A 23,540-nucleotide genomic window follows, 5' to 3' on the forward strand; every position below is an offset into this window, starting at 1 on the left:
GGGTTATTCGACCAATTCGACGTCCACTGCATCCTTCAGAATCTGAACCCGCAAGGGGATCACGGCGTCGTAGCTCTTGATTTCGTCGGCGATCCTCTTTGAGAAGACTTCCTCCACCAAGACGGGCATGTCCTTGACGCCGGACAGATACCGTTTGGCGGCAAAATCGAACTCCGAGCGGTTGTACCTGATCCTTGCGTTGAGGACCTTCAGTTCGTCGGCAATCTTGAGGAACTCCTCGTCGGAGGCGTTGCGTGCGGTGGCATCATCGGTCTTTTGGACCATTTGATCCTTGAGCCGGACGAATTCGTTGTAGTTCTCTTCCGATTTCGCCGTGATCTCCGCATTGGATTCGAGCTGCGCGACGCTGTTGTCAAAGGTGCGGGCAAATTCGACATAGGCCACATTCTTTGATTGCTTGAGTTGGTTCGCAGCTTCCCTGCAGGGGGCCGCGGCCTGGCTGAGCAAGGTTTGGCGTTCCCTCAAGGTTGAGGCCTTGGAACCGACGAACAAACCGTTGCATCCTGCGCCGTCAGCCCGGAAAAGGCCTTCAAACTCCGGGTAGGACTCCACCAGGCCTTCCATATGGTCAACGAAGCCACCGTACGAGCCGCCAAGTTGCCCGACGGCGATGCCGACCCCGTCTTCCTTCGAAGAGTGGGCATCCTGGACGTTCTTCAGTGCTGTCCGGGCAGCCTCCACCGCGCGTTGGAACTCCTCGCGCTCCGTGGAGGAATTCTTCTCAGCTTCCTCCTGCGAAGCCGGGGCATTCCGCGCCTTCTTGTACGCCGCGAGATACGCATTGGCCGCAGGCTGAAGCTTGCTCCGGGCGTCCACCAGGGCGGAGACATGCTGGTCCTTCAGCGTCTGCAGGCTTTCCTTGCGTTGTTTGCCGGAGATTTGGGTCACCGCCACGACAGCCGCTGCGGCCACCAGCAGCAGGACAACGACACTGGAGACCAGGATGAGGGCCAGCTTGCGCTTCTTGGGCGCCGGCTGCTGTGCGGGGTCCGGTTGAGGCGTGGGTCCGGGTTCGATCGTCATGGCCTATTCCCCGTCCTTGCCTGAAGCATCAAACTGGTCCGTGCGTTTCCTGAGGGCACTTTCAAAGGCCTTGTTGGACTGGTTGGCATTGTTGATGAGCTGGGTGTATTTCTCTTTCGCGGTGCCCTCATACTTCGTTTCGGCGGTTTTGAGGGCGTCGTTGATCTCCAGCATGGCGAGTCCGGCCAGCGTGCGTTTGGCGGTGCGTTCGAAGTCGTCCTTGGCATCCAGGACTTCCTGCTGTTTGTCCCGCTGTCCGCGGATAATGCCTTCAACCGATGTCAGGAGTTCGGTGGTATCGGCATCGGTGCCGTCTTTGGCCGCGCCGACGGCGGTAAGGCAGGCGTCAGCGCCCTTGACGTAGTCTTCGGAATACGTCTCGCTGCCAACGTTCAGGGACGAATGCAGCGGAGCGCATGGCCCACCGACGGACTGGGTGACCTTGGCGGTGTTGACCGCCAATTGGTCGTTGTAGGCGATGACGGCCCCGTAGTTTTCCTTGAAACGATTGTAGGCCTCGCTGATTTCCTGCTCCTGCACCGCTGGTGATGAACCCATCCGGTCAAGGCGATCCCGGTTTATCCCGGACTCGCGTTTCAGGAGGTCACCATCCTGGCTGAGGACAGTGTCCTGTGCCTCTTGCCCGGCAGTTTCGGACATCACGTTCGTCAGCCGGACCGAAAAGCGGGTGACCAGTGGATCGTAGAGGTTCATCGAGTTGTCCAGAATGGCGCGTTCCTTGTCCAAGCGGACAACATCTGCGCGCTGAACGCCTGTCGGGCGGGAAAGGACAAACCACGTGCCAAGCCCTCCAGCCACAACGGCGGCGGCAACAATTGCGGCAATGATGACGGCACGCCGGGACTTCCTGCGCCCCGGTTCGGCTTCTGTATCCAAAGTCTTTTCCCCCATTTTCCTTGAGTCTCCTAGACGTCGTGCTGGAGCCGTTTCACAAAAAGCTTGGTCCGTTCCTGCGTGGGCGCACGCAGGACCTCGGCAGCAGGACCTCGTTCCACCACCACACCGCCGTCCATGAAGATGACCTCGTCCGCTACGTGTTGGGCGAAGGCGAGCTCGTGGGTCACGATCACCATGGTCCAGCCTTCCTCGGCGAGTTCCTTGATAACACCCAGGACTTCCCCCACCAGTTCCGGGTCCAACGCAGAGGTCGGTTCGTCGAACAGCAGCAGTTGGGGCTTAAGCGCCAGCGCCCTGACGATGCCTACACGTTGCTGCTGGCCACCGGAGAGTTCAAAAGGGTAGGCGTCGCGTTTATCTGCCAGGCCCACGCGTTCCAAGAGCCGTTCTGCCTCCGCGATGGCCTCGGCCCGTGGCCTCTTCTGGACCTGGATGGGGCCCTCGGTGATGTTCTTCAGGACCGTCATGTGCGGGAACAGGTTGTAGTGCTGGAAGACCATGGCGCTGCGGTCACGCAAGGCGGCAAGATCCTTCTTGCCAACCTTCGCGCCGAAGTCGATGGCGAGTTCACCTCCGCCGTCGCTGTCCCCGAAGGTGACCGTGCCGCCGTCGGGAATTTCAAGGCCGTTAAGCGATCGCAGGACGGTGGTCTTCCCGGATCCCGATGGCCCGATCAAGGCCACCACCTGGCCGCGGCGGATATCGACATCGATGTCGCGCAGCACCACGTTGCTGCCGAATGCCTTGGCGAGGCTGCGGGCCTTCAGGACTGATGTGGAGTGTGGTTCGTTAGTGGGCGACATAGCGGTCCAATCTCCTTTCCACGGCGGACTGCCCCGTGGAAAGGACCAGGCAAATGACCCAGTAGACCAGGGCCGCCTGCAGGTACAGGGTCATGAACTCCTGGCTGAAAGCAGCGATCTGCTGGGCATTGCGGAAGAGTTCGGTGACCAGGATCAGCGACGCGAGGGAGGTGTCTTTCACCAGCGAAATGAAGGTGTTGGACAACGGCGGTACTGACACCCTGGCAGCTTGGGGGAGGATGATGCGCACCAGCGTCTGCGGCCTGGACATGCCGATGGTGTGGCCTGCTTCCCATTGGCCCTTGGGCACGGACAAAATGGCTGCCCGGATGATTTCGGCGGCGTAACCGCCCACGTTCAACGAGAACGCGATGATGGCACTCGGCCAGGGATCAAGCCGGATGCCAATGCTGGGGAGGCCGAAGAAGATCACGAAGAGTTGCACCAGCAGGGGAGTGCCGCGGATGACCGATACGTAGAACCGGCCGATTCCGGACAGCAGCCAGTTGGGGCTCAGCCGCAACAGGGCAACAACCAACGCCAGAACCAGCCCGAAGGCGAATGAAGCGAGCGTCAGGGGAATGGTGCCCGTCACGGCGCCTGTGATGATCGGCCCGAAGGAACTCCATATGAGGTCCCAGTTCATCTATTTGGTGACGTCCGCGCCGAAGTACTTCTCGGAGATCTTTGCCATGGTTCCATCTGCCTGGAGGTCGGCCAGGGCCTTGTCCACGGCCGCCGTGAGTTCCGTTGAACCCTTGCGGAAGACGAACGCGCTTTCGGTCTTCTCGGGCGCTTCGGCCGCGACCTTCAGACCGGAGTCAGGGGTGTTCTTGGCGTAGTCCAGGTACGTGAGCTTGTCATTCACGGTCGCGTCCACGCGGCCCTGCTGGACCAGCGTGGCGGACTGTGCCCACCCTTCCACTGCCTGCACATTGGCGCCGGCTTCCACGGCCATTTTGTAGAAGTTGCTGGTCAGCGACTGGGCGGTGGTCTTGCCTTTGAGGTCCGCGAAACTGTTGATGCCGGTGTTGTCCGACTTGGTCACCACGACGCCTGTGGAGATGGTGTACGGAGTGGAGAACTCGTACTTGGCCTTGCGTTCGTCGTTGATGGAAATCTGGTTGGCGATGGTGTCGAAGCGCTTGGAGTCCAAGCCGGCAAAGATGCCATCAAACTGTGTCTCCTGGAACGTTGCCTTCACGCCGAGCTTTCCGGCCACAGCCTGTGCGATCTCGACATCGAAACCTGTGAGGTCCCCGGCGCCCTCTGCATGGAAGCTGAAGGGGCGGTAGGTGCCCTCGGTGGCGATGACCAACTCACCCTTGGACTTGACGTCCGAAAGGGAGGTGTCTCCGCCTGACTGAGCGGGAGTTGAACCCCCACCGCACGCTGTGAGCGCTAGGGCGGCCGAGGCCAGAGTGGCGGCAATGACGGAGCGGCGGGTGCGAAGGCTGTTCATGGAGCCATCTTAGCCACCGTAAGGAGCCTTGCTGGGAGTGGGACCGCTGATGCCCGCACCAAGGGCGTTAAAAAGGCTGAGTGGGGGCGGTCCCCAACAGCCCGCCACCACTCATCCCCCCAATTGTGATCGCATGGGCGCCACATCCACCGGAAACCCGTTCTCTGATTCCGGTGTCAGGCTGCAAACCGTGTTCACACATTCATGATTGTGCCACGATCTAATGCTTTTGTGAAAGTCTTACGCTGCGAGACGTTGTTTTCTTCGCGAATAGGCCTTGGAGAACCAGATTCCGGCCAGGCCAATGCACGTGGACATGGCTGCCGAGTAGTTGATGAGGACCCTTAGCCATGCCTCGGAAAAGGGGATCAACGGGAAAAGTTGGGACAGCAGGAGCAGGCTCAATCCCAGGAGCAGCAACGCCGAAGCTACCCGGAGCAGCACAGGGGCCGCGCTCACCACGGTCCGCCAGATCGCGGGCACCAAGCAGGCCGCTACGAATCCCGGGTAGAAGCGCCCCATGAACGCATAGGCCTCCAGGGACGGCCCCCAGGTCAGTCCGCTCATGCCCGCTGAGGACCCTCGCGTGTCCGTGATGACGAAGAAGTAGACGGTAAGGATTGCCACGATGGCCCCGACACAAAGACCAACGGGACCCCGGATGGCACGGACGGCAGAGGGCGAACCGAACGCGGTGGCGATCTTGATGCCCATGAGGAAGAACGTGGCATACAGGAGGAAGCGCAGGATCAGGTTCCCGACGTTTATTCCGCCAAGCCAGCCGTCAAGGACCAGGTAGGGCGCTTCGATGCTGATGAAAATGCTCAACGAGATCAGGGAGAAGATGTAGAACACCACACGGTTCTCGCCCCGCAATGCGCTGGGGATCCGTGCGACCGTGACAGCCAGACATACAACCAGCGTCACCCAAGGCAGGACAGCCGTCATCCTAGGTTCTCCCAAATTCTTTCGGTACGTTCGTGGTCTTGTTCCTGGCGCTTCAAAGTCTTGCCCAGTGCCAGGAGCCGTTCGCCGGCCAGGGTAACCAGCGAGCTTTGGGTCATTCGGTCCAGGGCTTCCCGGCGGGCATTCGGTGGCCACCCGGCCTCGGCCTCAGTGATCAGCCCGCCAGCTACCAGTCCTCCGGCGGGTCCGACGCCGGCAGCCCGGGAAGTGGCGATGGCCAGTTCCGGCGGCAGCCTGTTGGCCGTCAGATGGGCCGAGAAGTTCTGCGGCGCAATCCCGGTGGCTTCGCTGACGCGGTGCCGCAACTCGCCGTCGTCGATCGCGTCTACCCAGTTCCGCACCGACGTAGGGTGCGGAGGTTCGGAAAGCAGGGCCGCAGGGGCAGCGCTTGGCTCGCTGCGTTCCACCACTGCCCGCAGCAGATCGATCGTGGCGACCTGGCTGACCAGTTCACAGGGCGTCGGGGGCACCGGGCCACCCCTGAGGTCGGCGTAAAGGTCAAACGTCGACAGGGCCTGCACCGGATCCACCTGGAATCCGCGGCTGATGCTCACCAGCGTGGACTCGGCAACCTTGCCACGGACCAGTTGCTGGGCCAGCGTTGTCCGTTTGATGCCGGCGATCCTGCAGACATCAGCCGTGCTGGCATCGGGCGCGACGCCGTGAAGCCAGCGCTGGAACGCCTTGGACGGTAAGGGCATGGGGAACTTTCCGGGACGGGTCGCGGGGGAGGACATGAGAAAGCCGCACGTGGGAGTACGAAACGATTTTACGCCGACGCCACATTGAATTATGCTTGATGCTTGAACCCGTTGGTCCGTACACCCCCCAAGTCCGGACCAACGGGTTTTTCCATGCCTGCGGGAATCGCGGCCTGAGTTCCTGCGTTTCCCTGCTGGAGGATAGACACATGACAGCAACCTTGGTGGCCAAGGATCTTGCCGGTGGCCACGGCCATCGCACCCTTTTTTCCGACCTTTCCCTGACCGTTGCGCCCGGCGACGTTGTGGGCGTCGTGGGGGCGAACGGCGCCGGAAAGTCCACGCTGCTTCGCATCCTGGCCGGCGTGGACCAGTCGCAAGCGGGCAGCGTCAGCCTGGCGCCGTCGGACGCGTTTGTGGGCTGGCTGCCCCAGGAGCACGAGCGCACTGCGGGGGAGACCATCGCTGCCTACATTGCGCGCCGGACGGGGTGCGCCCAGGCCACTGTGGAGATGGAAACAACTGCCGAGGCCCTCGGCTCCGGGGCTCCGGGGTCCGATGACGCGTACTCCTTGGCCTTCGACCGCTGGATGGCCTCCGGGGCAGCGGACCTTGAGGACCGCATTCCGGCTGTGCTGTCCGATCTCGGTCTGGAACTTGGCGCCGACGCCCTCATGACAGGGCTCTCCGGTGGGCAGGCAGCACGCGTGGCTTTGGCCGCGCTGCTGCTCAGCCGCTTCGATGTCGTCCTCCTGGACGAACCCACCAACGATCTCGACCTTGACGGCCTTGCCCGTCTTGAAGCTTTTGTTCAGGGCCTGCGGGGCGGCGCTGTCCTGGTGTCCCACGACCGCGAATTCCTGGCCCGCTGCGTCACCACTGTGGTGGAGTTGGACCTCGCGCAGAACTCCGTGGCCGTGTATGACGGCGGCTACGAGGCGTTCCTCGAAGAGCGCGCCGTGGCCAAGCGCCACGCCCGTGAACGCTACGACGAATTCGCCAACACCAAAGCAGACCTCATCTCCCGTGCGCGCACCCAGCGCGAATGGAGTTCCCAGGGCGTCCGGAACGCCATGAAAAAGAACCCGGACAACGACAAGATCCGTCGCGCCGCAAGCAGCGAATCGTCCGAGAAGCAGGCCCAGAAGGTCCGGCAGATGGAGTCGCGCATTGCCCGCCTCACCGAGGTGGAGGAACCGCGCAAGGAGTGGCAGCTGCAGTTCAGCATCGGCCAGGCACCCCGCTCAAGCGCCGTCGTCGCGACCTTGCGGGACGTCGTCGCGCGCCAAGGTGACTTCACGTTGGGACCGGTGAACCTCCAACTCAACGGCGGCGAACGCATCGGCATCACAGGACCCAACGGCGCCGGTAAATCGACACTGCTGCGCCTGTTGCTTGGAACGCAGGAACCGGACGACGGCGATGCCTCCATGGGTGCCTCCGTCGCCGTCGGCGAGATTGACCAAGCACGTGGACTGCTCGACGGCGGGCAGCCGCTTGGCGACGCCGTCGAAGCCGTGCTGGTGGACTGGAACAGCGCCGATGTCCGGACGCTCCTGGCCAAGTTCGGGCTGAAGGCCGACCACACCTCGCGCACGGTGGATTCGTTGTCCCCAGGGGAGCGGACACGTGCGGCCCTTGCGCTGCTGCAGGCCCGTGGCGTGAACCTGCTGGTACTGGACGAGCCCACCAACCACCTGGACCTCCCGGCGATCGAGCAACTCGAAGAGGCGCTGGAACACTACGAGGGCGCACTCCTGCTGGTCACCCACGATCGCCGGCTGCTGGAAAACGTGCGCCTCGATTCACGCTGGCACCTCAACAACGGACAGGTCCAGGAACTGCACCACACCCCCAGCCAGGAGAAGCAACCATGAGCATGGACCGCGTGGCCTGGAGCTCGCTGTACAACATCACCACTGCCAAGAGCGGATCCAAGCCGTTCTCCAAGGAAACCCTGAAGCGGGTCATGGCCTTCGCCGCACCGCACAAGGGCAAGCTCATCGCCTTCGTGATCGCTTCCATCGCAGGTGCTTTCCTGGCTGTCGCCACGCCCGTGCTGGCAGGCCAGGTGGTTGATGCCATCATCGCCAACGCCGGGGTGGGGACGGTCATTTGGCTTGCGGTCCTGATCGCCATCGTCGCCGTAGGTGAAGCCGGTGTGGGGCTGGTGACCCGCTGGCTGTCCTCCATCATTGGCGAGGGCGTCATTGTGGACCTCCGCACCCGCGTGTTCGACCACGTTCAGCGCATGCCTATCGCCTTCTTTACGAGAACCCGGACGGGCGCGCTGGTCAGCCGCCTCAACAACGATGTCATCGGGGCGCAGTCCGCCTTCGCCGGCACGCTGTCCGGCGTCGTCAGCAACGTGGTGGCTTTGGTCCTGACCCTGGTGGTCATGTTGAACACCTCCTGGCTGGTCACTGTGCTGGCCATGGTGTTGCTGCCGATCTTCCTGATCCCGGCCCGGCGCATGGGCTCCAAACTGGCCGACCTCCGCCGTGAAGCTGCCGCACACAACGCCGCCATGGGCACACAAATGACCGAAAGGTTCTCTGCCCCGGGCGCCACGTTGGTGAAGCTGTTCGGCCGCCCGGATGAAGAGTCCCGTGAATTTGCTGAGCGGGCAGGCCGGGTCCGGGACATCGGAATCCGGACCGCCATGCTCCAGTTCACGTTTGTCACGGCCCTGACGCTGGTATCGGCGCTCGCCTTGGCCCTGGTCTATGGCCTGGGCGGTTGGCTGGCGCTCGGCGGGCAGCTTGCCCCGGGCGATGTTGTGGTCCTGGCGCTCCTTCTCACCCGGCTTTACGCCCCACTGACAGCCCTGTCCAATGCCCGGGTGGAAATCATGAGCGCATTGGTCAGTTTCGAGCGGGTCTTTGAAATCCTTGACCTGAAGCCGCTGATCACTCAGAAGCCCGACGCAGTGGCTGTTCCGACCGGGCCGGTTGCTGTGGAATTCGACGACGTCCGGTTCTCCTACCCCTCCGCCGAAAAGGTATCGCTGGCTTCCCTGGAGGACGTTGCCACCTTGGATACCCGCGGCGGGGAGGAAGTCCTGCACGGGGTCAGCTTCCGGGTTGAACCCGGACAGACCGTAGCCCTGGTGGGTTCCTCGGGCGCCGGCAAGTCCACCGTGGCCCAACTGCTCTCACGCTTGTACGACGTCGACTCCGGCGCGGTGCGCCTGGGCGGACAACAGCCAGGAGCCGGTGTGGACGTTCGCGACCTCAGTTTCGATTCCCTCCGGGACACCATGGGCATGGTGACCCAGGACGGGCACCTGTTCCACGAAACCATCGCCTCCAACCTGCGCCTCGCCCGGCCCGATGCCACCGAAGAGGACATGTGGGATGTGCTCCGGCGGGCACGCCTGGAGCCGATGATCCGGTCCTTGCCCGATGGCCTCGAAACCGTGGTGGGAGAGCGCGGCTACCGGCTGTCCGGCGGCGAACGCCAACGGCTCACCATTGCCCGCCTGCTCATCAAGCAGCCCCGCGTAGTGATTCTCGATGAAGCCACAGCAGCGCTGGACTCCACCAACGAGGCCGCCGTCCAGGCGGCCCTGGGTGAGGCACTCGAGGGGCGTACCGCCGTCGTGATTGCGCACCGGTTGTCCACCATCCGTGCGGCCGACGCCATTCTGGTGGTGGAAGACGGCAGGATCGTGGAGCGTGGCACGCACACCGAACTGCTGGCCGCGGACGGACGTTACGCCGAGCTGTACCAAACGCAGTTCGCTGAGGCCACGGCGGTGGCGCAGGAAGCTGTCCCGGAGCTGTAGGGCTTTTTACGTGAGCAGCGGGATGATGTGATCCGTCAGCAGCGGCGCCAGATCGCTGGGCAAAGGTCCGTTGAGGTCCAGCCAGCGGATCTCGGCGATCTCCGCTGAGGGGTGCGCTTCCCAGGTTCCAGGGGCTGTGAAAACGGTGGCCTCGATGGTGGTCGCCGCTTCGTTGGCAGCGACCGCAAGCCAGACGCCCAGCGGCTGGAGCAAGTGCGGTGCTACCTCGATGCCCACTTCTTCATGCAGTTCCCGCGACGCTGCTTCAGCCGCCGTTTCGCCGGGCTCCGGCTTACCGCCAGGATGCATGAACTTGTTTGTGCCACGCTTCCGGACGGTCAACAGTTGGCCATCCTGGTTGTAGACGCAGACGGCGCTCACCACGATCAGGTCTGTGCCGGTCACACTTGCCTCCTGGCATCGAGGCGGACCAGGTGCGATTCCAACAGGAGATCCTTCGCCGGTCCGTGGACATCCCACGTGAAGCTGAACGAATCCGGGCCCCGGTAGATGTAGTTGACGCGGTAATCGTCGGGATCGCACCAGTGCTTGTCCTGATGTCCCTGCTCAGAGAAGCTCATGACGTGGAATGGCCTGCCGTCGGGAAAGAACACGTCCATCGAATCCGCTGTGGCGCCTGGTTTGAGGAAATATTCGCGGAAAGCCGGGCCGGAATGCGAAGGCCAGTGCATGGTTCCGTCTTCGCGGTAGTCCAGTCCGCCGTCGGGATTCAAGGAATAGCGCACGACGCCGGTAAAGGTACCGTTGGTGCCTGAGGCGCGGTCCAGGAGGGTTCGCTCCACACTCCAGCTGCCGGCCAGGTAGGCCTGCAAGTCCTGGGTGGGGTGCTGGTGATTCAAGTGCCCTCGATTGGAATCGAACCAACGACACCGGCTTTAGGAGAGCCGTGCTCTATCCACTGAGCTACGAGGGCCTGTATGTCCATGGCTCTGAATCCCACTGCTGGAGCTCAGGGGCCCGGACACGACTACAAGCATACAAGCTGCCGGGGCGCTGCCCGAACACCGCTAGGCTGGCGAGCATGACAGGGCCTTCCACTGCACCGGCGCAGGCCGGATCGTTCTTTCCCGACCTCCGTAACATCCGGGCCAACATCGGCGGGTGGGCGCAGCTGAGCGTCGTCCAGTACTTCGTGGCCGAGGCTGCCGTGATCCAGGCGTGGGCGGGTCCCGAGCCCTACAGCCGGGCCACCGGATACATCAGCGACCTCGGAGCAGTGTCCTGCGGTGTGTACGAGGACCGGGCCGTGTGCTCGCCGTTGCATGTGCTGATGAATGCCTCGTTCGTGGTGCAGGGACTGGCCCTGGTGCTGGGTGCGTTGTTCCTGACCGCGGGGCTTCTGTGCGTCGCGGCAAAGCCGGGTGTGGCGGCCCGCCGGTTCCGGTCCGTTGCGGGTGGGGCCGGAGTTGGTAGGACTGGGGCGGGTGGCGCTGGGTCCGTTCCGGCCCGCGTGCTGACCGTGCCGTGGATCCTGGCTGTGGCCATCCGTGTCCTCACCGGAGTGGCCGGCGTCGGAACCGTCATTGTCGGCCTGGTGCCCGAAGACCTCGGCTCGCCCTGGCATTTTGCGGGTGCACTGATGTTCTTCATCGGTGGTGGTTTCGCGCTGCTGCTGTTGGGCATCCTGTGGTTCCGGCAGACACCGATGAGCTGGTTCCTTGGGGCGTGCGGCCTGATCTGTATCGGTGCGCTTATTATCGGCGGGCTCACCGGGATGGAGGTGCCCTTGCCCGGGCTCTTGGAGCGGTTCATGGGGTATCCGGTGACCATAGGGCTGGCTGCCGCCGGTTTGGTCATCGCGCAGCGGGTGCACACGGAACGGAAAGCGGCACGGTTGCGGTAACCAGGGGTGCGCCGGGCGCGGACCAAGCACCGGCGGATTGTCAGGAGGGCTGTGCGCTCTTCCGTCCCAGGAAGACAGCCAGCACGCCGCACCCGAGGCTGACCAGGAACAGTACCCACGACGCGATGGTGAGGCCGGAAGCCAAAGCCACCGATCCGGCGTCGGGCGCGTCCGAAGCCAGCATCGAATCGATGGCGACGTTGGACCACAGATGGGCCACGGCGAACAGCATCGGAGCCGCCCACATGGCCCAACGCCATGACTTCCGGGCCACGTTGGTGCCGATGAGCAGGAGCCAGCTGAAGCCGAAAATCAGGGGAAACAAAGTGCCTGCGGTCTTGTGTACGTAGTTCAGCTGGCCGCGCGCGGATTCGTCCATGGCCGCGCGGAGCTGACTGACGTATTCCTGCGAGAATCCGCCGATCAATGAATCCGGCATGGCCAAGCCGCCTGAGAGCTGGGTCATCTGGTTCAACGTCAGCAGGTGCAGATACCAGAACAGGAACAAGCTGGCCACCACGCCCGCGATCACAATGAGCTTGGAGTTGCTCTGCGCCTTCTGCGGGGTGCGTTGGGTGGTGGTGTTGATCACGGGAGGCAGCGTGTGATCAGGAACCACTGCCTTTGCTCCGTGCTTCTTGATGCGTTGGGCTGGTGTCTTGGCCATGTCATTCATTATCCCGCCACATAAGCTGGAACCATGACCACCGGCAGGCACACAGCAACTGAACTCGATCCAACACTGAATGACTACCAACTGGCCAGCGCGCTGGTCCGTGAGGCAGGCCAGTTGGCGCTGCTCATGCGGATGGGCGGCCTGCAGGGCGAACGCAAGACCTCGGTGTCCGACGTCGTCACTGCAGCCGATCACGCAGCCGAGGCGTACGTTCTGGAACAGTTGCGGCGCTGCCGGCCGGAGGATGGCATCCTCGGCGAAGAAGGTGCGTCCGTGGCGGGAACGAGCGGCCGAACCTGGGTGATTGACCCCGTGGACGGCACCTATAACTTCCTGCACGGATCCACCTATTGGTGCTCGGCGATCGCCCTCAAGCGGGACGGCTCCGACCATGGAACCAACCCCGTAGCCGATCCGGACGTGCTGCTCGGCGCCATTTACCAGCCCGAACTGGACAAGCTGTGGCTCGGCGGGGAAGAACACCCCGCCACGTTGAACGGCGAACCGATCTCCGGCTCGGGTGACCGTGCCGTGGGTGAAATCAGCGCTGCCACCTATATTCACCCCACCTGGCTGGCAGATCCCCGCGCGGCAATGCCTTGGCACGCCGCTGCGGTCACCGCGGCGTCCCTGCGCATGTTCGGCTCGGGTTCGTGCGACCTCGGCCGCGTAGCCGACGGCGAACTCGGCTGCTGGTTCCAACACAGCTGCCCGGAATGGGACTGGTTGCCCGGAAAAGCGATCGTCCGCGCAGCAGGCGGGGACACCGCCGTCGTGAAGGTCAACGGACTGAACTGGTTCGTCGCTGGAGGCCCGACGGCGGTGCGCGGGTTGAGCGCCGCGCTGGCCTCGGTTCCCCAGTTTGCTTAGTCGCTGAGGCGTTTGCAGCGTCGCTGGGCGAGGGCCGACTACCCGGCGCCTTATTGTGTCGGGGCCACCGCCTAGACTGGTAGGCACCATGGATATGTTGTTTGACCCCTACGCAGACGGACCCTTCAAAGCAGGCACCAAAGCCGCAGTCAAGGCTGCCCCGGAGCTTTCCCACTCAGGGGGAGGCGCTGCCGGTGCCCGCCTCCAAGGGGGCAGCAGCGGGTCGTCGGACACTGCTGACGGGCCGGCGTCGGGAGGATGGGGCAACACCGGAGGGTCGGGACTTCCGTCTGCCGATGCACTCCTGCAGGGGCTGAACCCGCAGCAGGAAGAAGCCGTCAAGCACGCCGGCAGCCCCTTGCTGATTGTGGCCGGTGCGGGATCCGGCAAAACACGTGTCCTCAGTAACAGGATCGCCTACCTGATCGCCACCAAGCGCGCCCACCACGGGGAAATCCTGGCCATCACCTTCACCAACAAAGCGGCAGCGGAAATGCGGGAACGCATCGAAGCCTTGGTTGGCGGCAGGGCCAAGGCCATGTGGATCTCCACGTTCCACTCCTCCTGTGTCCGCATCCTGCGCAGGGAAGCCACCACGGTGGGTCTGAACTCGAACTTCTCCATCTACGACTCCGCGGACTCCCTGCGTCTGATCACCCTGGTAGCCAAGAACCTGGACCTTGATCCCAAGAAGTTCGCGCCCAAAGCCATCCAGCACAAGATCTCAGCGCTCAAAAATGAGCTGATCGACGCTGATTCCTACGCGTCGTCGGCGAACTACAACGACCCTTTCGACACCGCCGTGGCGGAAGTCTTCAAGGGGTACACGCAGCGCCTCCGCCAAGCCAACGCCATGGACTTCGACGACCTCATTGCCGAGACCGTTTACATGTTCCGGGCTTTCCCTGCGCTCGCTGAGTCTTACCGGCGCCGCTTCCGGAATGTCCTGGTGGATGAGTACCAGGACACCAACCATGCCCAGTACGCCCTGGTCAGGGAAATCGTGGGCGTAGGCACCGACACCAACGTCCAGCCCAGCGAGTTGACCGTGGTGGGCGACTCCGACCAGTCCATCTATGCTTTCCGCGGTGCGGATATCCGCAATATCGTGGAGTTCGAGGCCGATTACCCCAATGCCCGGACCATCAAGCTTGAGCAAAACTACCGCTCCACCCAGAACATCCTCAGCGCCGCCAACTCGGTGATCTCGCGGAACCCCAACCGCCAGGAAAAGCGCTTGTGGACCGCCGAGGGCGATGGCGAGAAGATCGTTGGCTATGTGGGCGAGAACGAACACGATGAAGCCCAGTTCATCGCGAAGGAAATCGACCGCCTGCAGGACGAGGAAAACCTGCGGCCCGGCGACGTCGCCATCTTCTACCGGACCAATGCCCAGTCACGCTCCATAGAAGATGTGTTGGTCCGGGTGGGCTTGCCGTACAAAGTGGTGGGCGGCACCCGCTTCTATGAGCGCAAGGAAATCAAGGACGCCCTGGCCTACTTGCGCGTCCTGGTGAACCCGGACGACGACGTCAACCTGCGCCGTATCCTCAACGAACCCAAGCGCGGGATCGGTGACCGGGCCGAAGGCGCCGTTGCTGCCCTGGCGGAACGCGAGCGGTCCTCCTTCATGGCGGCAGCCCGCCGCGCAGACCAAGCGCCCGGAATGGCCAGCCGTTCGGTCAACCTGGTCCTCGGTTTCGTGAAGCTGATGGATGACCTCGCCGAGGTCGCGTCAGGTTCCGGTGCCGCTGCCGCGCTGGAAGCCGTCCTGGAACAAACCGGCTATCTTGCGGGGCTGCGCGCCAGCACTGATCCGCAGGACGAATCCCGGGTGGAGAACCTCGCCGAACTCGTGGCCGTGGTCCGCGAGTACGAACGCGACAACCCCGAAGGTTCCCTGGGGGAGTTCCTGGAGCAGGTGTCCCTGGTAGCGGACGCCGACCAGATTCCCGATGCTCCCGGCGCTGACATCGATGCCGCCGTGGCCGAGGCCAAGCGCATGGGCGTGGTCACTTTGATGACCCTGCACACCGCCAAGGGCTTGGAGTTCCCGGTGGTCTTCCTGACCGGCATGGAGCACGGGATCTTCCCGCACCAGCGCTCAGCCACGGACCCCAAGGAACTCGCTGAAGAACGCAGGCTCGCCTACGTGGGCCTCACCCGCGCCCGCAAGCGGCTCTACGTCACGCGATCCGAAGTCCGCAGCATGTGGGGCCAAAGCCAGTACAACCCTGCCAGCCAGTTCCTCGAAGAAATACCCTCCGAACTGGTGGAGTGGAAGCGCGAAGGCATGAGCCGCCAGGCGGGCGGTTGGGGCAGCGCCCCCATCGGCTCCAATCGTTATGGCGGATCGTTCTGGGGAGCGGGCACCTCACGCGGTGCTGCCGCCAGCCCCACTGCAGGGTTCGACGCCGACGTTCCTGCCGCCGTCGCACGCAACAGGGTCCAGCCGCAAAAGGAAGTCATTTCCGTGGTGGTGGGGGACAAGGTCAACCACACGAGCTTCGGCAATGGTGTGGTGTTGGGTGTCGAAGGCGCCGGCGATAAGACAGTGGCCAAGGTGAAGTTCGACGTCGGCGAGAAGCGCCTGCTGTTGCGCTACGCGCCGCTGACCAAACTGGATGCTTAAGCTTCGCAGGGTGCCGTACCCATTGTCCTGATCACCTTCCCGGCCTAGACTGACCGGGCGTTGCACTGGGGCCACCGTCTGTTTGCTGCCCCACCTTGCAACGCCAAAAGGTTGTATTCCTGTGGGGGAGGACGCGCGTGGGCGCTTTTGCTGGGGAACGTCGATTATTGGCTAAGGCCGGGAGGCTGCTGCTGGCTGGGGCCGTGGTGAGCGCCATGGCGCTCCAGTTCGCTCCTCCTGGGACAGCCGATGCGGAGCCGTCAGCGTCGTCCAGCGAGCCGGCAGCAACTGCCAGTCCGACGTCTACCGGCAGTGCCACTCCCAGCCCCACAGCGAGCCCGACGGCCAGTCCGACGCCGACAGCAACCGCGAGCCCCTCAGCTCCCGACGCTTCGCTGGCGACCCCGTCACCAACCGCCAGCCCTGCAGAAGCCCAGGCACCCGCCGTCGAAAAGGCCGTCATCGAGGCGACAGCCCCGTTGTCGGTCAAGATCAGCGAGGACCTCGCTTTCGTGGGCAAACCGTTTGAGGCTCAGCTCCAGGTTGTTGGCGGGACCGCCCCGTACACCGTTGTGGCGACCGATGTCCCGGCAGGTTTGGTTTTCGACTCCGCGACCCTGAGCTTCACAGGAACACCTACAGAGCTGTACAGCCCATCGCCGTCGGTCACGGTTTCAGACTCATCGGATCCCCAACAAACACTGACTGAACAGATAAACATCGACGTCAAAAGCTACTACCCGCCGAGCGTCTACGTGTCGGATGCCGAGCTGCTGCCGGGCATGGGCACGTTCGACGACGGTGTGGTGGGGTGGCACTACGACGAGTTCCTTCAGTACTCCGGGGTAGACCGTGAGCACGCCCGGATCTCATTGGTCTCGGGGCAACTTCCCCCGGGCCTTGAGCTCCGCGAAGCATCGGTTTCCGGAGTGCCGACCACTGCGGGTACCTATGGATTTATCCTTCGTGTCCAAGACCGCTTCGGTTCCTCGGACAGGACGTCCAGCATCATCGTCCATGCCTTGGGAATGCAGACCACTGGATTCGACGTTCCGCCGGCTGTCTTGGGCGAGCCCTACTCGGCCAAGATCGCAGAGGCAACCGGGGGAGTAGCCCCCTACGTCTTCGGCTATTCCACGCGGAGGCACTTTGCCGGTGGTCTGTCGTCGAGCGATCCCGGGCCAGAGGGTTTGGAGGTGGATGCGAACGGATTCCTTACGGGGATACCCACCCGCGTTGGCAGTTTCAGTATCGCTGTGTGGGTCCGCGACTCCGATCAGCTGAAGCAGCGCATTTTCTGGACGACCGTGACGGTCCTGGCCACCCGGCCACCCGCGGAGAACCCGCCGGCGCCGGCAGTTCCAGCACCTCCGGCGGCGGTGACACCGGCAGGAGCGGTGGTCCCGGCGTCGGGCGCTGAACTTACCAGCGCGGACCTTACCGGCGTTGAACTCGCGGCGACCGGCTTGGAGTCCGGACGCCTGAACGCCACGCTGTGGGCTGCCGTGGGTCTGCTGGCTGCGGGCGCTGCCCTGACGGCGATCAACAGCCTCAGGCGCCGGCGAAGCAGCCCGGTGTGAGGCAACCGGCATAATTGGTGGCATGCGACGGACTGTTTTGGGGATTCTTGCTGCCGCGCTCTTGGTCTTGACCACAGGGTGTTCCTTCGCCACGGAGGATCCGGACTACGTCCCTCCGGCCCCGTTGGCGCCCCTGGAGCAACTGAAACAGGTTCCCGTCACCGAGCAGACCACCCTGTCCGCAGGCGAGGATGTCACCGCCTTCGTCACCAAGGACCGCACCATCGTGTGCGCCCTGACATCCGCAAGGGGTGGCCACCTGAACTTGCCCTACGAGGCCAATTCCTACTCGGACGCCGCCAACAACAAGTTCGCCGTAGTCCCTGTGGCTCATTGCGAACTGGCCAAGTATGCCAAGCCGGACCTGGCCGACATCGCCGACGACTGCGCCGGAACGGGCCTGGGCTACCTCGGAGGCACGGCCCTCCTCTCGCCGGACAAAGCCGTCTACGGCTCATGTCGTTCCGGCGTAACACAAATGGAGTCGGAGTTTGGGCCCAAAGGCAGCCGCAACGGGCCCATCTCCAAGCTGCGGGAGTTGGCCGATGGGCAGAACATCGAGCGCAACGGGCTGCGCTGCTCTGCCTACAACAGCGGTGTTGCCTGCGGAAACGTCTCCGGTGGCGTGGCTTTCTTCGTGACTCCCGAGGGGTACCAACTGATTTCCGACGGCGGCAAAACAGTCACGGGGAACCTGAAACAGGCCCGCTGAGGCCGGACGGACGGGCGGCGAAAGGCCCAAAAACCGCGCCATTCTGCGGTTTTTCTACAGGAGATAGAAGTGTAAGGTTACTCACTTAACAGGTAGTGTGTAGCTGGCGGGACTCCTCATAGGGCTAAAGTTCCGAGAGGACCTTACGCAATGTGACCGGCTTCAATCCTGGTTGTTACCGCGTACTTTCCGCAGCTGGCTATCGCGGTCATCGCGGTTCCCGGCTGAACAGAAAACTACTTCGACGTAGAAGGACACTAAACCGTGGACCTGTTTGAATATCAGGCGCGCGATATGTTCGAAGCGCACGGTGTACCCGTGCTCGCCGGCATCGTGGCGCACACTCCTGAAGAAGCAAAGGCAGCTGCCGAGAAGATCGGCGGCGTAACTGTCGTCAAGGCACAGGTTAAGGTTGGTGGCCGCGGCAAGGCTGGCGGCGTCAAGGTTGCCAAGACTGCCGAAGAGGCACTTGAGCACTCCACCAACATCCTGGGCATGGACATCAAGGGCCACACCGTCAACAAGGTGATGATCGCCCAGGGTGCTGACATCGCCGAGGAATTCTACTTCTCGGTCCTCCTGGACCGCGCCAACCGCAACTACCTGGCCATGTGCTCGGTAGAGGGCGGCATGGAAATCGAGCAGCTTGCTGTCGAGCGTCCCGAGGCCCTGGCCAAGATCGCCATCGACCCCGCTGTGGGCATCGACCAGGCAAAGGCTGACGAGATCGTCGCAGCTGCAGGTTTCGCTGAAGAACTGCGCGGCAAAGTCGCCGACGTCATTCTGAAGCTGTGGGACGTCTTCAAGAAGGAAGACGCAACCCTGGTTGAGGTCAACCCGCTGGTCCGCACCGGCGCAGGCGAGATCGTCGCCCTCGACGGCAAGGTCTCCCTGGACGAGAACGCTGACTTCCGCCACGTGCACCACGCCACGCTGGAAGACAAGGACGCAGCTGACCCGCTCGAGGCCAAGGCCAAAGCCCAGGACCTCAACTACGTCAAGCTGGACGGCGAAGTAGGCATCATCGGCAACGGCGCCGGTCTCGTGATGTCCACCCTCGACGTCGTCGCTTACGCAGGTGAGAACCACGGCAACGTCAAGCCCGCCAACTTCCTGGACATCGGCGGTGGAGCTTCCGCCGAGGTCATGGCCAACGGTCTGGACGTCATCCTTGGCGATTCCCAGGTCAAGAGCGTGTTCGTGAACGTCTTCGGTGGCATCACTGCGTGTGACGCCGTGGCAAAGGGCATCGTGGGTGCACTTGCTGAGCTTGGTTCCTCCGCGAACAAGCCGCTGGTAGTCCGCCTCGACGGCAACAACGTTGAGGAAGGCCGCCGCATCCTGACCGAGGCCAACCACCCGCTGGTAACCCTGGCCGCCACCATGGACGAGGGCGCCGACAAGGCTGCCGAGCTCGCCAACGCAGCTAAGTAAAGGGACGCGACAATGTCTATCTACCTCAACAAAGACTCCAAGGTCATCGTTCAGGGCATCACCGGCGGCGAAGGCACCAAGCACACCGCCCTGATGCTCAAGGCGGGCACCAACATTGTTGGTGGCGTCAACGCCCGCAAGGCCGGCACCACGGTCCTGCACGGCGACAAGGAAATCAACGTCTTCGGCACCGTCAAGGAAGCCATCGCTGAAACCGGCGCAGACGTCTCCATCGTCTTCGTCCCGCCGGCATTCACCAAGGACGCCGTTGTTGAAGCCATCGAAGCCGGCATCGGCCTCGTTGTGGTCATCACAGAAGGCGTTCCGGTTCAGGATTCCGCCGAATTCTGGGCACTGGCCCAGTCCAAGGTTGACGCTGACGGCAAGCAGATCACCCGCATCATCGGGCCGAACTGCCCCGGCATCATCACCCCGGGCGAAGCCCTGGTGGGCATCACCCCGGCGAACATCACGGGCAAGGGCCCCATCGGCCTCGTGTCCAAGTCCGGTACCCTGACCTACCAGATGATGTATGAACTCCGCGACCTCGGCTTCTCCACCGCGATTGGTATCGGTGGCGACCCCATCATCGGCACCACGCACATCGACGCCCTGGCTGCGTTCGAAGCTGACCCCGAGACCAAGGCAATCGTCATGATCGGCGAAATCGGTGGCGACGCTGAAGAGCGGGCAGCCGACTTCATCAAGGCCAACGTCACCAAGCCGGTTGTGGGCTACGTTGCCGGCTTCACGGCTCCCGAGGGCAAGACCATGGGCCACGCAGGCGCCATCGTGTCCGGCTCCGCTGGCACCGCACAGGCCAAGAAGGAAGCTCTCGAAGCTGCCGGTGTGAAGGTCGGCAAGACGCCGTCCGAGACCGCCAAGCTGCTGCGCGAAGTTTTCGCAACGCTCTAGGTTTATCGCCGAAAGGCACCTGAAGTACGACGACGGCCCGGCGCCTTCCCCACGGAAGGTACCGGGCCGTCGTCGCGCTTTAAGCGATGGTCTTTCCACGTGCTGGACATGGCTGACGCGGGCCGAAGAGTCTGGGGGAAAACTCCGACCCGCGCCAGGTTCATGGGGCCGGCTAGGCGATGACTTTCATGGCCTGCCAGCCGGTGCCGAGGCTGATCGGCGGTACGCTGCTGAACGTTCCGCCTCCCGATCCGGGATACAGCCACAAGGTGTCTCCGATGCGGCCTACGACGTCGTTCTTGCCGTCGCCGTCAAGGTCCCGCGGCCCGGCCATCGCAGTGCGGGTTCCCCAGCCCGTGCCGATCTGCGTCCACTGCAGCCAGCCCCCGGAACCATTTCCCGGATACAGCCATAATGCGCCTGTGTCGGTCCGCCGCGCCAGTACATCTCCCTTGCCGTCGCCGTTGAAATCACCGGTGCTGAAGATGGCATTCATGACGTCCCAGCCCCAGCCGACCGTGTAGGGCGTCCGCTGTCCTCCGGTGCCGTTTCCTTCGTACAAGCGGAGCTCGCCGTTGCTTCGACGGCCGATGAAATCAGGGATGCCATCGCCGCTGAAGTCGCCGGGGGAGAAGAGCTGCGTCATGGTGCTCCAGCCCGTGCTGACCTGGGTACGTGCCCCGAAGCTGCCTGCACCGTCGCCGGGGTAGAACCAGAGGATGTCACCCGCCCGTGCCAGGAGGTCGGGCTTGCCGTCCTTGTTGAAGTCGCCGGGGGTGACGGTGTCCGTGATGGTGGACCAGGCTGGTGCGGCCAGCGCGATCTTCCTGGGGTCCAGTCCGCCGGATCCGTTGCCGGGGTAGAGATACAGGTTCCCGGCGGTATCGGCGGCCAGTACGTCAGCGCGGCCGTCACCGTCGTAGTCATGGGCCGACGGCGGTCCCGCTGCAGGCACGGTGTAGGTCTGCGTCCCCACAGCCGAGGTGTTGCCGGCGGTATCTACGCCGATGTACTTGAGCACCAGTGTGGAGCTGCCCATGACGATCGGATTGGCGGCGTTGTACTTGATGTTGGTGGCTGACTCCGTGGCCGTGGGCGTACTGCCATTAGTGGTGTAGTAGATGGCGGCAGGCTCATTGGCGGACAGTGCGATGGTGGCTCCACTGGCCAAGGCCCGGCCGGTGGGGTTGGCCGTCACAGTGGGGGCCGCAGTGTCCGGTGGCACGGTGTAAGTCTGGGTGGCCACCTCGGAAACGTTGCCCGCGGTATCCCTGGCGAAGTACTTCAACGTCATCGGGCCGGGACCGTTGAAGGGGATCGCCGTGGTGTAGGAAAGCCCGGCCGTCAGCGGATCGGTACCGTCTGTGGTGTATCGGATATCGGCGGGCTCGTTCGCGGACAGTGTGATGGTGGTGCCCGGAGCATACTGGCCACCCACCGGGTTGGCGGTCACCACGGGCTTGATGACATCCGGGCCCGTGGAGTAGGTCTGCGTGACCACAGCGGAGGCGTTGTTCGCGCTGTCCACGGCGAAGTACTTCAGGGTCAGCGGGCCGCTCAACGTCAGTGGAGCGGTGTACTTGCTGCTGGCCGTCGTGGGAGTGCTTCCATTGGTGGTGTAGTAAATGGTGGATGTTTCATTGGCGGTCAGGGTGATGGACTGGCCCACCGCGTAGGTTCCACCCGGGGGTGCCGCGGTGACGACGGGGGCCACGGTGTCCGCGCCAAGGTAGGCCTCAAATTCGGCCAACCCGGCGTTGGTGGTGCCGGTACTGACTGAGGTGATGTTGAGCCGTACCGAGCTCACTGTCTTGGCAGGAAACTTGATGGTGAGCCCCGATCCGTTATTGGGCAGGGACGGGACCGCCACAGTGCTTCCATCCGAGAACTGCAGGTTCCCGCCGGTGATCTGATCCGTCAGGAGGGGGCGGTCGGACAGGGTGACCGCATTGATGGTCCGGGTGGGGGTGAAATTGTATTGGATCCAGCTGCCGGCCTTCTCCCCGGCGGAGACCCATTCACGCGTGGCATCCATTGGAGTGCCCCAGTGGTAACCGTCACGGACCTTTTCGGGGCTCTGCGCTGCAGCCTTCTGCGACGACGCCGTGACGGTGGTACCTGCCGATTTAGCGGCGTTGCCCACCCACTCGATGGCCGTAATGTACTGCCGTTTCAGCCACTCGTCGTAGGGGGAATCCGGACAGCCCTCGCCGGGACTGCTGCAGACGTACATGTCGAAATCAGCGAACCGCACAAAGGTGTCCACCTTGGCGGTGAGCTCAGCCCCGGTCACGTTCTGGGCGTATTCATCAATGACATAGGCGTCGTAGGCCATGGACGTGTGCGGTCCGGTGTAGCTGCGGGTGGCAAGCTGGGCAAATTTTGCGGTGGCCCAGTGGTCGCTGTGGTCGTACGGGCTGGTGAAGTTCCCGGTCCAGTCCTGGGTGCGGAAGGTGGTGGGCTGGAAGTTCGCCACGAGGCGGTTCAACGCTGACTGGAACTGGGACTTGGTGAAGGTTGCGGCGTTGTCCACCGGGCGTATGGAGGACAGCCGGCCGTCCCAGAGTTTGAGGATGCTCTGGCTGTTGTAGGCTGCGCTGCCCAAGCCATTGGGGAAGCCGTCCGGAAGCCGCATGTACACCACGGAGATGTTCGGGGCGCCGTTGAGGGTCCGCAGGGTCAGCGGGCGTCCCGGGACGCCGGCATCGGAGGTAGTCCAACTGTTGGAGACCCCGGCCATCTTGGCGTAGCTGGCCTGGATCCCTGATTCGAGGCTGCGCCAGTAGGTGGCTCCCTCTCCGGCCTCGCCGGCGGTGGCGAACACCGTTTGGACGCAGCGCTTCGCCTGAATGTCGCGCATAAAGTCCGGGCTGAGGAAGAGCAGGTCATCGTCGGTGTGCGCCACGATCTGCATGGCGCCGCCGGTGCCCGCGCACGGCGGTTCAGCAGCAGCGGCGGGAGCTGCGGTGGTGAGGGCGAATCCGCCTACGACCAACGCGGGCCCCAGGAGAAGGCCCAGAAGGCGTTTGGTGAGAGAAGGGCGGCTAATCTGAAGGAGAGGACGACTGGCGTATTTTGGACGGTCCACAACCATGCTCCTTTGAGCAGATGTTGGGCCCCCCAGCCGGCAAACTTACGACGCCCCCCCGGACGTCTATGAATGAAGTTGGTACTGG

General features: G+C 63.4%; 20 protein-coding genes and 1 tRNA gene. 9 read left to right on the plus strand and 12 right to left on the minus strand.

Translation table 11 applies throughout. The annotated features are described in order from the left end of the window. Window positions 1-3: 3 nt before the first annotated feature. The 7 genes from QEH68_RS05320 to QEH68_RS05350 form a co-directional block, all read right to left on the minus strand. Window positions 4-1,044: a hypothetical protein gene (locus QEH68_RS05320; protein WP_280627102.1), complete on the minus strand. Its 1,041-nt coding sequence runs from the start codon at window positions 1,042-1,044 to the stop codon at window positions 4-6. A gap of 3 nt (window positions 1,045-1,047) precedes the next feature. After that, entirely contained in the window at window positions 1,048-1,956 is a 909-nt protein-coding gene (locus QEH68_RS05325; RefSeq protein ID WP_280627103.1) for a hypothetical protein, read from the minus strand. Window positions 1,957-1,970: 14 nt separating this feature from the next. Then, window positions 1,971-2,765, minus strand: coding sequence for an amino acid ABC transporter ATP-binding protein (locus tag QEH68_RS05330; protein ID WP_280627105.1), 795 nt, complete (start codon window positions 2,763-2,765; stop codon window positions 1,971-1,973). Beyond that, on the minus strand, window positions 2,752-3,411 hold the full coding sequence (locus tag QEH68_RS05335) for an amino acid ABC transporter permease (RefSeq protein ID WP_207596590.1): 660 nt from the start codon (window positions 3,409-3,411) through the stop codon (window positions 2,752-2,754). Before QEH68_RS05335 ends, QEH68_RS05330 begins: the two co-directional genes overlap by 14 nt. After that, window positions 3,412-4,227, minus strand: a complete 816-nt coding sequence (locus tag QEH68_RS05340) for an amino acid ABC transporter substrate-binding protein (protein ID WP_207596591.1) — start codon at window positions 4,225-4,227, stop codon at window positions 3,412-3,414. A 240-nt stretch (window positions 4,228-4,467) separates the two neighbouring features. After that, window positions 4,468-5,175 carry a hypothetical protein gene (locus QEH68_RS05345; protein ID WP_207596592.1) on the minus strand — a complete coding sequence of 236 codons (708 nt, stop codon included), beginning with the start codon at window positions 5,173-5,175 and terminating at the stop codon, window positions 4,468-4,470. Further along, on the minus strand, window positions 5,172-5,894 hold the full coding sequence (locus QEH68_RS05350) for a hypothetical protein (RefSeq protein ID WP_207596593.1): 723 nt from the start codon (window positions 5,892-5,894) through the stop codon (window positions 5,172-5,174). The genes QEH68_RS05345 and QEH68_RS05350 overlap by 4 nt, the downstream gene beginning before the upstream one ends. 209 nt (window positions 5,895-6,103) lie before the next feature. Between QEH68_RS05350 and QEH68_RS05355 the strand changes: the two genes are divergently transcribed. Together QEH68_RS05355 and QEH68_RS05360 are read left to right on the plus strand one after the other, a co-directional pair. Further along, on the plus strand, window positions 6,104-7,771 hold the full coding sequence (locus QEH68_RS05355; RefSeq protein WP_207596594.1) for an ABC-F family ATP-binding cassette domain-containing protein: 1,668 nt from the start codon (window positions 6,104-6,106) through the stop codon (window positions 7,769-7,771). Then, entirely contained in the window at window positions 7,768-9,681 is a 1,914-nt protein-coding gene (locus QEH68_RS05360; RefSeq protein ID WP_207596595.1) for an ABC transporter ATP-binding protein, read from the plus strand. Before QEH68_RS05355 ends, QEH68_RS05360 begins: the two co-directional genes overlap by 4 nt. Before the next feature lie 6 nt (window positions 9,682-9,687). Here QEH68_RS05360 and QEH68_RS05365 read toward each other — a convergent pair whose 3' ends face one another. The 3 genes from QEH68_RS05365 to QEH68_RS05375 form a co-directional block, all read right to left on the minus strand. Then, entirely contained in the window at window positions 9,688-10,086 is a 399-nt protein-coding gene (locus QEH68_RS05365; protein WP_280627111.1) for an NUDIX domain-containing protein, read from the minus strand. Then, entirely contained in the window at window positions 10,083-10,541 is a 459-nt protein-coding gene (locus tag QEH68_RS05370; protein WP_280627113.1) for a DUF6314 family protein, read from the minus strand. The genes QEH68_RS05365 and QEH68_RS05370 overlap by 4 nt, the downstream gene beginning before the upstream one ends. A 1-nt stretch (window position 10,542) precedes the next feature. After that, a tRNA-Arg gene (locus QEH68_RS05375) sits at window positions 10,543-10,615 on the minus strand. A gap of 108 nt (window positions 10,616-10,723) precedes the next feature. Between QEH68_RS05375 and QEH68_RS05380 the strand changes: the two genes are divergently transcribed. Further along, a complete protein-coding gene (locus tag QEH68_RS05380; RefSeq protein ID WP_207596598.1) occupies window positions 10,724-11,545 on the plus strand; it encodes a hypothetical protein in 822 nt (273 codons plus the stop codon). A 40-nt stretch (window positions 11,546-11,585) separates the two neighbouring features. On the opposite strand, the gene QEH68_RS05385 is transcribed toward QEH68_RS05380, so the two are convergent. Continuing rightward, window positions 11,586-12,212: a hypothetical protein gene (locus QEH68_RS05385; RefSeq protein WP_207596599.1), complete on the minus strand. Its 627-nt coding sequence runs from the start codon at window positions 12,210-12,212 to the stop codon at window positions 11,586-11,588. Window positions 12,213-12,245: 33 nt separating this feature from the next. On the opposite strand from QEH68_RS05385, the gene QEH68_RS05390 reads away from it, so the two are divergent. The 6 genes from QEH68_RS05390 (at window position 12,246) to sucD (ending at window position 20,364) form a co-directional block, all read left to right on the plus strand. Continuing rightward, on the plus strand, window positions 12,246-13,091 hold the full coding sequence (locus QEH68_RS05390; protein WP_207596600.1) for an inositol monophosphatase family protein: 846 nt from the start codon (window positions 12,246-12,248) through the stop codon (window positions 13,089-13,091). Window positions 13,092-13,179: 88 nt separating this feature from the next. Next, window positions 13,180-15,723, plus strand: a complete 2,544-nt coding sequence (pcrA, locus tag QEH68_RS05395) for a DNA helicase PcrA (protein WP_280627116.1) — start codon at window positions 13,180-13,182, stop codon at window positions 15,721-15,723. Between the two features lie 137 nt (window positions 15,724-15,860). Then, complete coding sequence (locus tag QEH68_RS05400) at window positions 15,861-17,303, plus strand: putative Ig domain-containing protein (RefSeq protein WP_280627118.1); 1,443 nt, start codon at window positions 15,861-15,863, stop codon at window positions 17,301-17,303. Window positions 17,304-17,325: 22 nt separating this feature from the next. Next, entirely contained in the window at window positions 17,326-18,015 is a 690-nt protein-coding gene (locus QEH68_RS05405; RefSeq protein WP_280627120.1) for a hypothetical protein, read from the plus strand. 264 nt (window positions 18,016-18,279) lie between these two features. Beyond that, window positions 18,280-19,449 carry an ADP-forming succinate--CoA ligase subunit beta gene (gene sucC, locus QEH68_RS05410; protein WP_089593935.1) on the plus strand — a complete coding sequence of 390 codons (1,170 nt, stop codon included), beginning with the start codon at window positions 18,280-18,282 and terminating at the stop codon, window positions 19,447-19,449. 12 nt (window positions 19,450-19,461) lie between these two features. Next, window positions 19,462-20,364 (plus strand): succinate--CoA ligase subunit alpha, encoded by a 903-nt coding sequence (gene sucD / locus QEH68_RS05415; protein WP_090820359.1) that lies wholly within the window; start codon window positions 19,462-19,464, stop codon window positions 20,362-20,364. Window positions 20,365-20,536: 172 nt separating this feature from the next. Here the strand turns inward: sucD and QEH68_RS05420 are convergent, their stop codons facing one another. Continuing rightward, window positions 20,537-23,458 carry a chitobiase/beta-hexosaminidase C-terminal domain-containing protein gene (locus QEH68_RS05420; protein ID WP_280627124.1) on the minus strand — a complete coding sequence of 974 codons (2,922 nt, stop codon included), beginning with the start codon at window positions 23,456-23,458 and terminating at the stop codon, window positions 20,537-20,539. Between the last annotated feature and the right edge of the window lie 82 nt (window positions 23,459-23,540).

This window comes from Paenarthrobacter sp. OM7 (assembly GCF_029873575.1).
Lineage (GTDB): Bacteria > Actinomycetota > Actinomycetes > Actinomycetales > Micrococcaceae > Arthrobacter.